The sequence below is a fragment of the Litorilituus sediminis genome (assembly GCF_004295665.1).
Taxonomy (GTDB): Bacteria; Pseudomonadota; Gammaproteobacteria; order Enterobacterales; family Alteromonadaceae; genus Colwellia; species Colwellia sediminis.
Map to the genome: position 1 here is coordinate 1,176,558 of NZ_CP034759.1, position 14,200 is coordinate 1,190,757.

The following is a 14,200-nucleotide window of genomic DNA, read 5'->3' on the forward strand; positions in this document are numbered from 1 at the left end:
GTAGACTTAACTTACTTCTTGCGTTTGACCTTTTAGTTTCTCACGCATGCGCTGAACTAACATATAGAAGTAAGGCACTAACAAGGTACCAAACACAGTTGCCGCAATCATACCAGCTAATACAGTAAGACCAAGTGACACTCGGCTACCTGCGCCAGCTCCGGTTGCAAATACTAATGGCAATACACCTAAAATAAACGAGAAGGCTGTCATTAATACCGCTCTAAAACGCATTTTCGCAGCAATTAAGGCAGCATTTAAAATAGACTCTCCTGCGGCTCTTTGCTCCATAGCAAACTCGACAATTAATATTGCTGTTTTTGTCGATAAGCCGATCAGTAGCACGAGGCCGACTTGCGCATAAATATTATTGGCCATGCCGACGGTATAGAGGGCTAACATTGCCCCAAAGAGCGCTAAAGGCACCGCAGCAATAACAGAGAATGGAATTGACCAACTCTCGTATTGAGCCACCAAGAAAAGGTAAACAAAGACAATAGCTAAACCAAATAAAATTGGCGCTAAATTACCGGCTTCGATTTCTTGTTTAGATTGTCCTGACCACTCATAAATAAAGCCTTGTGGCAATTTATCAGCAAGCTCTTCCATTACTTGTATTGCCTGACCAGAAGCATAACCTGGCGCTGACTGTCCAGTAATACTAGCGCTACGATACAAGTTAAAGTGACTAATAGTTGTTGGCCCTAAAATAGGCGTCATTTTAGCTAAGGTTGTTAAAGGTACCATCTCGTTGTCTTTGTTTCTCACGTAGTAATAACGAAGATCTGATGGCCCTTTACGGTATTTAGTTTCCGCTTGAATTGTCACCCTATAGGTACGACCAAACTGACTAAAATCATTGATATACAGTGAACCAAGTTGTGCTTGCAAGGTAACAAATATATCTGAAAGTGCTACCCCTTGCGCTTTCGCTTTATTGCGATCAACTTCCAAAAAGTACTGCGGCACATTGGCGCGATAAGTACTAAATACACGTGTTAGCTCTGGTCGTTGATTAGCTTCATAAATCAAGCCATTCATTACTTGAGCAAGTTGTGCAGGGTCTCGACCTTCACTATCTTGTAATTTAAACTCAAAACCTGAGCTATTACCTAAACCTGGGATAGGTGGTGGATTAAACACCATAATCTGGGCATCTGGCATAGTCCAAAGCTGCCCCATAAGACGAGGGATAAGCTGCTTCAGCCCTAATTCCGGCTCAGTTCTTTCTTCCCAATCTTTTAAGGTAATGATGGCAAGACCATTATTTGAACCTGCTCCACCGAGTAGTGAAAAGCCTGAAACCGTAATCAGATCTTCCACCGCCTCATCAGCAGTAATAACAGGCGTTATCTTATCCATGACAGCTTGTGTACGATTAGTAGATGATGCATCAGGTAATTGAATATCAACAAACAAATAACCTTGATCTTCTGCTGGCACAAACGCTGTCGGTACAGCATTGCTTAACCAACCAGCACCAACAAAAATAGCCACAGCAAAGATACCAACACGAGCAACACGCTTTAATAAAAAGCCAACCACTTTGCTATAGCCAGCAGTTGAGTTAATAATCACGCGCTCAAAAGGCTGCAACCAAGCGATAGGCTTCATTTTATCAGCGCTTAACAGTACGCTACAAAGCGCAGGACTCAGAGTTAAAGCATTAATAGATGAAATAATAACTGCAAAAGAAATTGTTACTGAGAATTGCTTATACAATTCACCGGTAATACCAGGCATAAAGCCTACAGGAACAAATACCGCCAATAACACTAAGGTTGTTGCCACAATAGGGCCTGATACTTGACTCATCGCCTTAGTAACAGCTTCTTTAATTGGTAGTTTTTCTTCTTTTAAAATACGCTCTACGTTTTCAATAACGATAATGGCATCATCGACCACAATACCTATAGCGAGTACTAAGCCAAACAAGGTTATCGTATTAATGGAGTAACCCATTAAAATCATAAAAGCAAAAGTACCCACTAAAGATACAGGAATTGCTAATGTTGGAATTATGGTTGCTCGCCAGTTTTGTAAAAACAAAAACACCACTAAAATAACCAAAGCAACAGCTTGGAATAAGGTTACTTTTACCTCTTCAATTGAGCGGTCGATAAACTCTGTGGTATCAAAGGGTAAAATATACTCTAAGCCATCAGGAAATCGCTCAGATAAAACTTTCATTTCAGCTTTGACTAAGTCAGCAACTTCAGTGGCATTAGCATCTGGTAATTGGTAAATAACCAAAAACGCTGTTTCTTGGCCATTAATTCTTGCTTGGGTTGAGTAGTCTTCTGCACCTAGCTCTAGTCGGGCAATATCGGCTAGCCTAACAAAATTACCATTTCGTTGTGCTCGGATAATAGTTTGACCAAACTCCTCAGGCGTTTTTAATCGTCCCTTAGCTTGAATCGAATATTCAAATTGTTGGTTCGGAAGACTCGGGCTTGCACCTAGTTTACCTGCAGCAACTATCATATTCTGCTCTTGCAGCGCTTGTTGAACTTCAGCAACAGTGACATTTAAAGAAGACATACGCTCAGGGTTTAACCAAGCACGCATGCTATAAGTCATCTCCCCCATAACCTCAGCAGAAGCAACACCTTTAATTCGCCCCAAAGGCTCTACAAGATAATTGGTTGCATAGTTACTTAAGAAAAGCTGATCTATACCTTCTTGATCTGAATATAGGTTAATGCCCAGCAACATACTGCTTGAACGTTTCTTAACATCAACACCTTGTCGGGTTACCTCTGAAGGTAATGAGCTGGTAGCAAGTGCCACACGGTTTTGCACATTAACTTGGGCAATATCGCCGTCAGTGCCAACCTTAAAGTATACCGTGATAATGGCACTACCATTATTGTTAGCCGAAGACTCGATATACATCATGTCTTCTACACCATTAACTTGCTCTTCTATCGGCCGAATAACGGACTCTTCAACCACTTGCGCACTGGCGCCCGGATATATGGCTGAAATTTGTACTTGCGGCGGGGTAATTTCTGGGTACATATTTACCGGCAATAAGCTCATCGCTATTAAACCAGCAAGTGAAATTACAATTGAAATAACAAATGCAAATTTAGGACGATTAATAAAAGTTTTACTGATCATTTAATCTTCCTTTGCATTAGTTTGCATTTGTCGGAGCTTGGTCAGAAATAGTACCTGTTAGGCCATCAACGAACTTGTTAACACCCTTTACTTCAATACCCGGTCTTACTTTTTGCAGGCCTTCAATAATCACTTGCTCTCCTGCTTTGATACCTTGCTCTACAACCCACATGGCATTAATACGACGCCCTAAAACAACATGTCTTTGCTTAACGGTATTGTTTTCATCAACAACCAGAACAAACTTACCTTGCTGACTTTCTTGTACCGCAACCTGTGGAATCAGTGCCATTGGCTCTTTATATTTGCTTTCTGCAATTAAAGTAACAAACAGCCCAGGAAGAATAATACCGTTTGGATTTTCAAACACGGCACGTAGCTCAACAGTCCCCATACCTTGCTCAATTTGCGTATCAGCAAAATCCATTTGCCCCTGATGTGGGTATTCTGAATTATTAGGTAAACGCAAAGATAGATTTAGTGGCACATCTTCAGCATTACGGGTTTGTTGATGCGATTGTAAATAAGAGATATATAAACTTTCTTCAACCTGAAAGTTAACATAAATTGGGTCAGTTAATGTTAAGGTCGCTAATGTATCACTTGATGGACCAACAACATTACCTACATTGTAATTTACCTTACCTATACGACCGCTAAAAGGTGCGGTAATCGTAGTGTAACTTAAATTCAACTCTGCTTTTTCTAATGCCGCTCTTGCTGATTTAACTGCTGCCTTAGCCTGTGAGTCTTCTGTCGTTAAGCGATCGAAATCAGATTGAGAAATATAGCCGTCGTTGATTAACTCTTTAGCACGCTTTAGGTTGCTAACAGCATTATCTTGAGCAGATATTCGGCTAATAAGATCAGCTTTGGCCGAAGCCAGCGCTGCTTGATATTCAGCGGGATCTATTTTCAACAGCACTTGGCCTTTTTCAACAAAAGAGCCTTCTCTAAAGTGGCGCTCTATTAACTCACCCTCAACCCGAGCCCGTAAGTTGGCCTCTCTAGAGGCCTCTGTTCGCGCAACAAACTCTCGATAGCTGCCTATATCTTCTGTTTTAATCACATAAGTTGAAACTGCTGGCGGAGGAGTTTCTGACTGTTGAACTGTTTCACCACAGGCAACAAGCCCAAATGACAAAAGAGAAAGAAAGGTCACTTTTAGTGCCTGTTCTTTTATTAATAAATGCTTCAGCATCAAGATATTCCTTGTTATAAGAGTGCTTTTTATAATCATTCACGATTATGACACAGCTAAGAACTAATAGAGTAACGTTTTGTTATAATTTAATCTTTCTGTAAAAAAATGCAAAAAAAAAGAGCTAACATTTATGTAGCTCTTTTTAAATAATCTTGTGATGAATAACTTATGCTAAGTTCATCTCTTGCACTTTCTCATGTGCAATATCTGGTGTCGTAGCACTTGGCTTATCATGTAAATTCGCTTTCAGTTGACCTTTACGATGCTTTAAAGCAGCATCAAGCTTTTTAGCTGCACTACTAATAGCAGGATACATCACATCATCATTACCAGAAGCTGAAATTCGACTTCCTTCATAATTGGTCGTCAGCTCAACTTGATGCTTGTTGTGCACCTTGGAAATAATGACATCAAGGGAGATAAGAGTTGGAAAGTGAGAGGCTATTTTTGAAAACTTTTCCTCGACATGTTCTTTTATTGAATCAGTAACTTCTACGTGGTGACCAGAAAGATTTATTTTCATAGGTATTCCTTTTAACTGTTACTCTGATTAGGAGTGTTCGCTATCAATTTTGGCAAAGACGTCTGCCTATTGATAGACTTGCGGGCAAAAAGTTAAAACTCAAGTAACTTTTCTAAAAAACTTACCTTGAGTTCACAGTTAAAAATAGCGTAAAAAGAAAAGAAATACTATTGATCTATTTCAAAAATAATTATTATTCTAAAAATAGAATTAAGAGTATTGATTTATAAGATGATTTAATAGCAAGTAAGTAATTATTTGACCAGCTTAAAAGATTATATGCATTATTACCAAGGCAAATATGCCAGCAAGAATATCGTCAAACATAATGCCAAAGCCACCAGATAGCTTTTTATCTGCCAATGAGATAGGCCAAGGCTTTAAAATATCAAAAATTCGAAATAACACAAAACCTACTAGGATAGTCTGTATGGTCACTGGCACCATAAACATAGTAATAAAATAACCAACAATTTCATCCCAAACAATTGCCGGATGATCGTGAACACCGACCTCTTCAGCAGCTTTTCCACAAATATAAATACCGGCAACACTCATAATGACAATCACCGCAGCCATTACTAATGGTGATAAACCAGAAGCCAATAAAAATAACGGTATTGCTGCCAATGTTCCAAAGGTACCTGGCGCTTTAGGCGCAAGACCACTACCAAATCCCAATGCAAGAAACTGCACAGGTTTAGCTATATTAAAGGCTACTGATTGCTTAGTGGCGCTCATAAAATAGTACTTACTTAAGATTGAGAGAAGTGTTCAAAACCAACACTGTTAATAGGGACAGGCTTATTATTTAACGTAGTAGAAATAGTCTGTGAAGCATTTAACTGACCAATACAGGTAATTTTAGTGCCTGAGTTTGATAATGCCGTTTCCATGCCGACTTTATTGTCTTCAGATACCGTGAATAACAATTCGTAATCATCACCACCAGCAAGCGCTAAAGCTATCGCATCATCTTCTAGCAAGCTTTCTCTTAACGCATTAGATAAAGGTAAAGCATCTAACACAATATTAGCACCAACATTCGACGCCTGACAGATATGACCAAGATCTGCAATCAGGCCATCAGAAATGTCAATCGCAGATGATGCATATTCTCGAATAACCTGACCCGCTAATACCTTAGGTTTAGGGAAGTCTAACTTGGTTTGTATTGACTCAACAAAATGTTCTTCAATACTTACCTCTCCCTTTATTTGCTGCAATGCAAGTGCCGCATCGCCTAGCTCACCAGTTACGTAGATCCAGTCACCCGTTTTAGCGCCAGAGCGAGATAAATAGCTATTAACCGGTGTTAGTCCTTGCGCTGTAATAGTAATACTAAGTGGGCCTTGCGTGGTATCACCACCAATTAATTCCACGTTATAAAATTCGCATAGCTCAAATACACCAGCACAAAATTCAGCTAACCATGCTTCATCAACCTCCGGTAAGGTCAATGCAAGTGAAATCCAACTTGGTTTTGCCCCCATTGCAGCAATATCAGACAAGTTAACTGCAACAGCTTTGTGACCTATAGCACGAGGGCAAGTGGTTAACGGAAAATGAACGCCAGCTACAAGCGTATCGGTTGTAACAACAATGTTCTGATTCTCTATTGGTGCAATAACGGCACAGTCATCACCAATACCTTTAACAACATCTTTTCGCTTAACTATCTGTTCACTAAAATAGTGCTTTATTAATTCAAACTCTTTCATGCGAACCTAATAAACTATTCTTGAGTACGAATTAACTTAACTGCTTTATCTAAAACACCATTAACAAACTTATGGCTGTCATCCGCTGCGAATGATTTAGCTAACTCAATCGCTTCATTAATTACCACACGATATGGTACGTCAGTGCAATCTTTCAGCTCAAAAACTGCAACACGTAAAATAGCTTTTTCTACTTGATCAATATCATCTAAAGGACGATCAACATGTGGAGATATTGCGTTATCAATATCACTGACATTTTGAGTAACGCCACGAAGTAATAACTGAAAATATTCAATATCAAATCGACGCTTACTATTGTCAGAAATAAAATTCACTTCAACATCTGACACTGAATTTTGACTAATTTGCCATGAATATACTGCTTGCACCGCTAATTCACGGGCTTTTCTTCTAGGTGAAGGTTTCACGTTATCTTTCCAATATCATTTAAAAGAACAAATGGTCAGTAACATTATAGCTACTAACCATTCTTTTGCTGCCTATATCAAGCGTAACAGCTTAACATGGCGAAATATTAAGCCTTAATATAGCTTAAATTTGGGCTAAAACATTAACCATTTCTAGTGCGCCTAAAGCGGCTTCAGCACCTTTATTACCTGCTTTTGTACCAGCTCGCTCAATAGCTTGTTCAATAGAGTCAGTTGTAATTACACCAAAAGATACAGGAACCTCAGACTCTAAACTTACTTGAGCTAGGCCCTTGTTACATTCACCAGCAACAAAGTCAAAATGTGGCGTACCACCACGAATTACCGCACCAATTGCGATGATGGCATCATACTCACCTTTTGCCGCAGCTTTTTTAGCGACTAGCGGTAACTCATATGCGCCTGGCACTTTAATTACACTAATATCATTATCATCAACACTACCATGACGTTTTAAGGCATCAATAGCACCTTCTAATAAGCTATCAACAATAAAGTGATTAAAACGAGATACTACAATAGCAAATTTTTTACCTTTGGCTTCAAACGAACCTTCAATGATATTCATTTAATAATTTCCACAAAATTAACACTAATAATTATCGCAATTCTAACAAATTGCATCTTGTATAGGTACTGATAAAGTTGATTATTTACAGTACTAATCAAATTCTTCTAATAAAGCTTCAATTTCAGCTTCTTGCTCTTCATCGATAACAATCGGCGGATTACCATCATATAAACGGTAATTCATATTTTGAAAATAAGCATTTTTTATAAATTCATACGGGTCGGCAGAATCTAAAACCAATTGCTCTTGATCTCGTACAGCGGCTCTTTGCTCTAGCGCCAAGATGCTTAACCTAGCAATATTAGGCCAAAAACTAATCACTGACATAGGCCAATACAAGCCATCGATATAATCACCTACTTCTTCACGTACAGAGCTTGGCCCAAGACCAGGAATAACTAGAAATGGTCCATCACCAATGCCATAGCTACCTAACACTTCTCCAAACTCTTCTTGTTCACCTGCCCAACCAAAATCACTGGCGGGATCGTAAAAGCCAAATAAACCAATAGTAGAGTTAAGAACAAACCTGCCAGTACTTTTAGCAGCATTCTCAAACTTTAACTGTAATACATTATTAATTATGCTAGCGGGCTCATTTAGGTTAAGCGCCATATTATATAAGCCTGTGCGCAAAAACGGTGGCGTATAAGTGGTATATACTTCTGAAGCAGGCTTAGCTAAATACTTATCGACATAATCCCAGGTAAAAGTCCAAAATGGACGGTTAATCACCTCTAACGGATCCCTGTCGTCTGTGTAATTAACGGTTTCTTCTACTTCATTTCCTTGTGAGTTTTGCGAGGGAGCACTAGAGCAACCCGCTAACAGTAAAAAAGAAAAAATAATAAGTGTTTTAATTGTTAGTGGCATAAATTAAATAGTCCAGTGTACATCCTTGCCTAACGTATGAGGTTAACTGTAATACATAGAAAATTGACGGGCAGAGTTTACCATGAAAAAAACATTTTGGTTAAACTTTGATAAATCACTATAAGTTTTAAGCTATTCAGATATTCGTCTTCTGTAAACCGACAAAAGCATTTCTACTTCTGCTCTTGGTAAATCACATTCTGCGACTATTTCATCAACATCGGCACCGCGCTCTGCAAGCTTATACGCTCTAGCATAGAACTTATCTTGCCCTTCTGACTCCTGAAGCTTGATTATGTCTTGTTGCTGTTGATTGAATTGAGAATGCAATGTTTTAATTCTGTGTTCAAGCTGCCTAGAAACTTGAATACACTCAGTTATATCGGTTTCACTCTTTTGCTTAAAATTATCGATAGTTGTTTGAAGTTGCATATTAGCAGATTGAAGCTCACTAATTTGCAATTCATTACTTTGAATTTGCGCAGACAGAATATTGATCTGCTTGGCAAGCTTTGACATACGCAAAAAATAATGCCCTGCCAAAAGAATAACGAGAATAAGTGCGGTTGTGGCAATAAGAGGTACAGCCAATAATGACATCCTTAATTTCCCTCTGGCTATATAATAAGGAGCCCACATTCAGGCTCCACATTGAATTAATTAAAACAATAATGCTGACAGGGTAAATTAAAACTGTTTTAGCTCATCCCATTCATCATCTGACAGTAATTTGTCTAAATCAACCAGAATTAATAGCTCACCATCTCTGTTAGATACACCTTGAATAAATTGAGCACTTTCTTCATTACCTACATTAGGTGCTATATCGATCTCAGATGCTTTTAAATAAACAACTTCAGCAACACTGTCAACGAGAATACCTATCACTTGTTTTTCAGACTCGATGACAACCACACGAGTATTATCTGTTACATCACATGGCTCTAAACCAAAGCGCGAACGTGTATCTATAACGGTAACAACATTACCGCGCAGGTTAATAATACCTAACACATACAAAGGCGCACCAGGTACGGGAGCAATTTCACTATAGCGTAAAACTTCCTGAACCTGCATAACATTAATACCGTAAGTTTCATTTTCTAATTTGAATGTAACCCACTGTAGTACTTCATCATTCACGTCGATTTTTTCACTCGCACTGCGTCTTTCATCAGACATACCACTTGCCTCTCAACTATTTTAATTAACTAACTTATCGTGCTAAGTAATATAACTACTCACCTTGATTTATACCACTGCCATCATCAAGTAACTGAATTAAAGCATTTACATCAAGTAAGGCACACATTTTTTCTTTCACTAACCCTGCTAACCAAGGCCTTTTACTAGAAGAGTCTAGCCACTTAACTTCATCTTGAGATAATGTCACTGTATCAACTAAGTGTTCAGCCATCAAACCCCAAGAGCTCTTATTTAACATTATAATATATTGATAGTTTAGCGAATTTTTTAATGCTTCATCACATTTTTCTGGCATAACCCACATTGCCGTATCAACTACATTAATTTTATCTTCCCTGTGTAGCATTACCCCTTTAAACCAGTCTGGCTTGCCCATAAGGCTTGTTGTTTTATGAACCTTATGAATACCACCAAGTTCAATAAGTGGGACAGCTATGGTTAAACCTGCAACATCAAAAAACATCGCTTGAAAATTACCTTTACGGTAACTTTTCTCTTTTACTTGCGCTTTTTCAGACTCTGCCCTACTTTTACGTGTTGTAATTGCTTCTACTACTGGCTCAGGTGTTTTAACAGGCGCTACCGGTTTTACCGGCTTATCAACTGACTGCTCTGCTTTTACTGTGCTGAGCAAGGTCTCTAAAGATTTTTTCGCAACAGGCTCTTTAAGTTTTGTTGGTTTAACATCAACTGGCTGAGCTTGCTGAATACTTGGTTTTTCAACAATTTCATCTGTATCTGTCAGCAACTCTGACAGATAGTTTTTCATTACACGTTTACTAGCTGTTAACGACTTACTCATTCACCCCTAACCTCTTACTGCTTTTTACTTTGATTAAGCAGATAATCTAGCAAGCTATTATATGCGAAAGTGCCACGAGAATTAGCGGCATAGTCAGAAGGCACTTTCTGGGCAACACTGGCATTTCGAAAGTTCGTATCTACAGGGATAACGCCAGGCCACACTTTATTATTATAGACCTCTTGCAGTTTTTTATATGCTAATAGTGAAGCCTTAGTTCTTTTATCAAACATTGTCGGAACGATGGTAAACTGAAAAGGGTCGTCTTGTTCGCCCTGCATAATCTCCATCGTTTTTATCATACGATCTAAGCCTTTAAGCGCCAAAAACTCAGTTTGCACCGGAACAACTATCCTATCAGCAGCCGCTAAAGCATTGACCATTAATACACCTAATACCGGCGGACAATCCATTAACACATAATCATACTCACCTGCAACCTTATTGATGGCTTTCTTTAACACTAAGCCCATACCACCTTTAGTGCCTAAAGAGCGATCTAAAGTAGCAAGCCCCATAGTCGCAGGTAAAATATCTATATTGTCATATTGCGTTGGACATAAGCTTTGCAATATTTGTTCTTTAGAAGATACTTGCACAAAGAGATCATAAACACTTAAATCCAAATCCTCTGACTCAATACCAAAGTAATAACTCAGTGATGCATGAGGATCTGTATCTATAAGCAATACTTTATTGCCGCGCTCTGCTAATAAGCCAGCCAAAGCGATAGTTGTGGTTGTTTTTCCAACACCACCTTTTTGATTTGCAATAGTCCAAACTACCAAGGTATGTTCCTAATTATTACTTTGTGAATTAGTATCAGCTTTTTGCGCTTCTGCTGATTTACTATCTTTGGTATTTGCCTCATTTCTCGTTGTTATGCGAATACCGCCATTTTCTAACCTTATCACTTTAATAGTATTATCTTGTTGTTCTGCATCAGTCACTTGAGTTATTGCTTCAACATCTTTAATGCTAATCGTTGGTGCGTTAAGTAGATTTGATTTTTCCAGCCCATACTTTGAAATAGCTATAACCACTTTTCTATTTTGAGCCCTACCTGAAGCGGTGTTATTATCTGCACTTGGGTAATACTGACCATAACCTTCAATTGCCATACGTGCAGGATCAAGTGCGAGTTCTTCTAGTATACGTAAAATTGCGGTGGCTCGATAAACAGATAACTCCCAATTAGAAGAAAATATCTCATTATTAATAGCCTGATTATCTGTATAACCTCGAATACGTATATAGTTACTCACCTCACCAATAACATCATAAATCACTGACAATATTGCCTTGGCTGAATTAGTCGCTGAAGACGAGCCGCTTGGGAAAAGCAAGGCACTATTTAGTTCAATTTCCAGCCAGTCGCCATCAATTTGTAACTGCGCAAAACCCGACTCAATTAATTCATATAAAGCAGTATGTAATTCTTCCTCTAATGAAGTTAAGTTAGTGCCAACTTGAGCATCTGAAATATTCGATAGGGTTTGTTCTCCCTCCAATAATTCAGGACCTGCATCTTCTTGAATGCCATTACCAAATAAGCGCTTATTCGTCTTACTAGTATTAACCATTAAAATATCATCACCATGCCCGCGATTCATCGGCAATTCATCATGTGCCTGAAAGACTCGACCAAAAGACTCAGTGATAGTTTCAAAAGGCTTTTCGTTCACCATTGCCATCGCATATAGCACAACAAACAAAGCGAATAAAAGCGTCATATAATCAGCATAAGAAACCAGCCAACGATGAACATTATCATGTTCTATGCTATGCCGTCTTCTGCGAAGCCTATTCATTATTGCTGTAACCTAAATGCCGATAATTTATTTTCAATTGCATGTGGATTCTCACCGTTTGCAATTGATAACAAGCCTTCACAGATCATCTCTCTGTACATGGTTTGTTGATGTATAATTGCTCTAATTTTATTCGCTATAGGTAAATAAATAAGGTTAGCAAAACCAACACCATAAATAGTCGCTATAAATGCTGTCGCGATACCTTGCCCTAATACTGCTGGCTCTGTAAGGTTAGCCATTGCATGTATTAAACCCAACACTGCGCCCATAATGCCAATCGTTGGGCTATAACCGCCCATTGCTTCAAACACGTTTGCTGAGCGCAGGTTATGCTCTCGATATATGTCTAAATCTAACTCTAATGAAACCCTATAGTTATCTAAATCAACACCATCAACCAGTAAATTTAAACCTTTTTGCGTATAGCTATCTTCAATATCTAAGGCAATATCTTCTAAAGCTAAATAACCTGATTCACGTGCCTTTTCAGCCCATAAGACCACATCTTCTATACCTTGTTCAATGTCATACTGTGGTGGTGAAAATACCCAACGCACCAGTGACATTGCATGCTTAAATTGATGCATAGAAGATTGCAGCATAACGGCACCTAATGTGCCCCCAAAAACAATAATAAAAGCGGGTAGTTCTAGTAAAGATGAAACTGAGCCACCATCTAAAGCGAAGCCTAAATAAATAGCGAGTACTGCAACAATAAGTCCTGCAATACTTAACTTATCCATTACCTATTTCCTTGCACATTGACGAAGCCATGACATCCAGTGATAGAGACTGTTGAGACAAACCTGCTTTATCGACAGCTTGAGGCATACCATAAACAACACAAGATTGCTCATCCTGTGACCAAATAGTAGCACCTTTCGCTTTTAGCATTCTTGAGCCTTCCTTTCCATCTGAGCCCATTCCTGTCAATATCACGGCAAGTACCTTCCCTGAAAACACCTTAGCAGCTGAGCCAAAACTAATATCAACACTCGGTTTAAAGGTTATCTTAGGAGAATCATCATCAATTATCTTAAGTTTAGGCGCACTTTCCGTACCTGAAATGATCATCTGTCTACCACCTGGCGCTAAATAAGCACAACCTGGTTTTAACAGATCACCATCACTCGCTTCCTTAACAGTCACTTTGCACAGCGAATCTAGCCTTTTAGCGAAAGCTGACGTAAAAGCCGCAGGCATATGTTGAACCATGACAATAGGTAAAGGAAAGTTCTGATCAAACTGTGTTAGTATTTTTTGCAGCGCAACTGGCCCACCGGTAGAGGTACCAATCGCTAGTAACTTATATTCTTTACCTGAACTTTTTGTAACGCCTTTGCTAGAAAGCACATCTTTTTTGGATGACGTACTGGCAGCATCGTTAGACAAGTTAACTTTTAGTGGAGGTGTACTTCGAGTTGGCCTTGTAGCTCTTTGAATCGGCTCTTTTGGCTTTCGCAAAAAGCCTCGTTTTCTTGCTAACTGCGAAACCCTTTGCCTTAATAAACTGCCCGCCTCTTCACTATCTTTAGCAATATCACTAAACTTTTTTGGTAAAAAATCGAGAGCACCCGCTTCTAAGGCATCGAGAGTAGCTTTTGCCCCTTGGTGGGTAAGCGATGAAAACATTAAAATAGCCGTTGGTGATTGAGCCATAATTTTTTTAACGGCATCGATACCATTAAGTACAGGCATCTCAATATCCATAGTAATTACATCAGGTTTAATGGTGGCAGCTTTATCTACTGCCTCCTGACCATTAACCGCAACATCAACTACTTCAAGCTGAGGATCCTTGTTAATAATGTCTGTAACTCTTCTTCTAAAAAAGCTTGAATCATCGACAACGAGTACCTTATAGGGCATTTATATTCTCTACTATCAGGGAAGATTACGCGTAAGCAAAGC

The 14,200-nt window shown here is 38.8% G+C and carries 15 protein-coding genes; all 15 read right to left on the minus strand.

Annotated features, from left to right (window positions below; all coding sequences use genetic code 11):
- Window positions 1-6: 6 nt before the first annotated feature.
- Complete coding sequence (locus EMK97_RS05295; protein ID WP_130600089.1) at window positions 7-3,123, minus strand: efflux RND transporter permease subunit; 3,117 nt, start codon at window positions 3,121-3,123, stop codon at window positions 7-9.
- A 16-nt stretch (window positions 3,124-3,139) separates the two neighbouring features.
- Complete coding sequence (locus EMK97_RS05300) at window positions 3,140-4,324, minus strand: efflux RND transporter periplasmic adaptor subunit (RefSeq protein ID WP_130600091.1); 1,185 nt, start codon at window positions 4,322-4,324, stop codon at window positions 3,140-3,142.
- Between the two features lie 169 nt (window positions 4,325-4,493).
- Window positions 4,494-4,850, minus strand: a complete 357-nt coding sequence (hpf, locus tag EMK97_RS05305) for a ribosome hibernation-promoting factor, HPF/YfiA family (RefSeq protein WP_130600093.1) — start codon at window positions 4,848-4,850, stop codon at window positions 4,494-4,496.
- A 267-nt stretch (window positions 4,851-5,117) separates the two neighbouring features.
- Window positions 5,118-5,591 (minus strand): phosphatidylglycerophosphatase A family protein, encoded by a 474-nt coding sequence (locus EMK97_RS05310; protein ID WP_130600095.1) that lies wholly within the window; start codon window positions 5,589-5,591, stop codon window positions 5,118-5,120.
- Window positions 5,592-5,605: 14 nt separating this feature from the next.
- Window positions 5,606-6,571, minus strand: coding sequence for a thiamine-phosphate kinase (gene thiL / locus EMK97_RS05315; protein ID WP_130600097.1), 966 nt, complete (start codon window positions 6,569-6,571; stop codon window positions 5,606-5,608).
- 14 nt (window positions 6,572-6,585) lie between these two features.
- Window positions 6,586-7,002 (minus strand): transcription antitermination factor NusB, encoded by a 417-nt coding sequence (gene nusB / locus EMK97_RS05320; protein WP_130600099.1) that lies wholly within the window; start codon window positions 7,000-7,002, stop codon window positions 6,586-6,588.
- A gap of 124 nt (window positions 7,003-7,126) precedes the next feature.
- Window positions 7,127-7,591 carry a 6,7-dimethyl-8-ribityllumazine synthase gene (gene ribH / locus EMK97_RS05325; protein WP_130600101.1) on the minus strand — a complete coding sequence of 155 codons (465 nt, stop codon included), beginning with the start codon at window positions 7,589-7,591 and terminating at the stop codon, window positions 7,127-7,129.
- Between the two features lie 93 nt (window positions 7,592-7,684).
- Window positions 7,685-8,467 (minus strand): MlaA family lipoprotein, encoded by a 783-nt coding sequence (locus EMK97_RS05330; RefSeq protein WP_130600103.1) that lies wholly within the window; start codon window positions 8,465-8,467, stop codon window positions 7,685-7,687.
- Window positions 8,468-8,599: 132 nt separating this feature from the next.
- Window positions 8,600-9,067 carry a DUF2802 domain-containing protein gene (locus tag EMK97_RS05335; RefSeq protein ID WP_130600105.1) on the minus strand — a complete coding sequence of 156 codons (468 nt, stop codon included), beginning with the start codon at window positions 9,065-9,067 and terminating at the stop codon, window positions 8,600-8,602.
- A gap of 87 nt (window positions 9,068-9,154) precedes the next feature.
- Entirely contained in the window at window positions 9,155-9,649 is a 495-nt protein-coding gene (locus tag EMK97_RS05340) for a chemotaxis protein CheW (RefSeq protein ID WP_130600107.1), read from the minus strand.
- Window positions 9,650-9,704: 55 nt separating this feature from the next.
- On the minus strand, window positions 9,705-10,475 hold the full coding sequence (locus EMK97_RS05345; RefSeq protein WP_130600109.1) for a chemotaxis protein CheW: 771 nt from the start codon (window positions 10,473-10,475) through the stop codon (window positions 9,705-9,707).
- 14 nt (window positions 10,476-10,489) lie between these two features.
- A complete protein-coding gene (locus tag EMK97_RS05350) occupies window positions 10,490-11,263 on the minus strand; it encodes a ParA family protein (protein ID WP_130600111.1) in 774 nt (257 codons plus the stop codon).
- A 9-nt stretch (window positions 11,264-11,272) separates the two neighbouring features.
- Window positions 11,273-12,286, minus strand: coding sequence for a flagellar motor protein MotB (locus EMK97_RS05355; RefSeq protein ID WP_130600113.1), 1,014 nt, complete (start codon window positions 12,284-12,286; stop codon window positions 11,273-11,275).
- Entirely contained in the window at window positions 12,286-13,032 is a 747-nt protein-coding gene (locus EMK97_RS05360) for a flagellar motor protein (protein WP_130600115.1), read from the minus strand. Before EMK97_RS05360 ends, EMK97_RS05355 begins: the two co-directional genes overlap by 1 nt.
- Window positions 13,025-14,158, minus strand: a complete 1,134-nt coding sequence (locus tag EMK97_RS05365) for a protein-glutamate methylesterase/protein-glutamine glutaminase (RefSeq protein ID WP_130600117.1) — start codon at window positions 14,156-14,158, stop codon at window positions 13,025-13,027. Before EMK97_RS05365 ends, EMK97_RS05360 begins: the two co-directional genes overlap by 8 nt.
- Between the last annotated feature and the right edge of the window lie 42 nt (window positions 14,159-14,200).

Coding starts and splice junctions, on each gene's coding strand:
- EMK97_RS05295 (WP_130600089.1), bottom strand. CDS start 3,123: ATGATCAGTAAAACTTTTATTAATCGTCCTAAATTTGCATTTGTTATT.
- EMK97_RS05300 (WP_130600091.1), bottom strand. CDS start 4,324: ATGCTGAAGCATTTATTAATAAAAGAACAGGCACTAAAAGTGACCTTT.
- hpf (WP_130600093.1), bottom strand. CDS start 4,850: ATGAAAATAAATCTTTCTGGTCACCACGTAGAAGTTACTGATTCAATA.
- EMK97_RS05310 (WP_130600095.1), bottom strand. CDS start 5,591: ATGAGCGCCACTAAGCAATCAGTAGCCTTTAATATAGCTAAACCTGTG.
- thiL (WP_130600097.1), bottom strand. CDS start 6,571: ATGAAAGAGTTTGAATTAATAAAGCACTATTTTAGTGAACAGATAGTT.
- ribH (WP_130600101.1), bottom strand. CDS start 7,591: ATGAATATCATTGAAGGTTCGTTTGAAGCCAAAGGTAAAAAATTTGCT.
- EMK97_RS05330 (WP_130600103.1), bottom strand. CDS start 8,467: ATGCCACTAACAATTAAAACACTTATTATTTTTTCTTTTTTACTGTTA.
- EMK97_RS05335 (WP_130600105.1), bottom strand. CDS start 9,067: ATGTCATTATTGGCTGTACCTCTTATTGCCACAACCGCACTTATTCTC.
- EMK97_RS05340 (WP_130600107.1), bottom strand. CDS start 9,649: ATGTCTGATGAAAGACGCAGTGCGAGTGAAAAAATCGACGTGAATGAT.
- EMK97_RS05345 (WP_130600109.1), bottom strand. CDS start 10,475: ATGAGTAAGTCGTTAACAGCTAGTAAACGTGTAATGAAAAACTATCTG.
- EMK97_RS05355 (WP_130600113.1), bottom strand. CDS start 12,286: ATGAATAGGCTTCGCAGAAGACGGCATAGCATAGAACATGATAATGTT.
- EMK97_RS05360 (WP_130600115.1), bottom strand. CDS start 13,032: ATGGATAAGTTAAGTATTGCAGGACTTATTGTTGCAGTACTCGCTATT.
- EMK97_RS05365 (WP_130600117.1), bottom strand. CDS start 14,158: ATGCCCTATAAGGTACTCGTTGTCGATGATTCAAGCTTTTTTAGAAGA.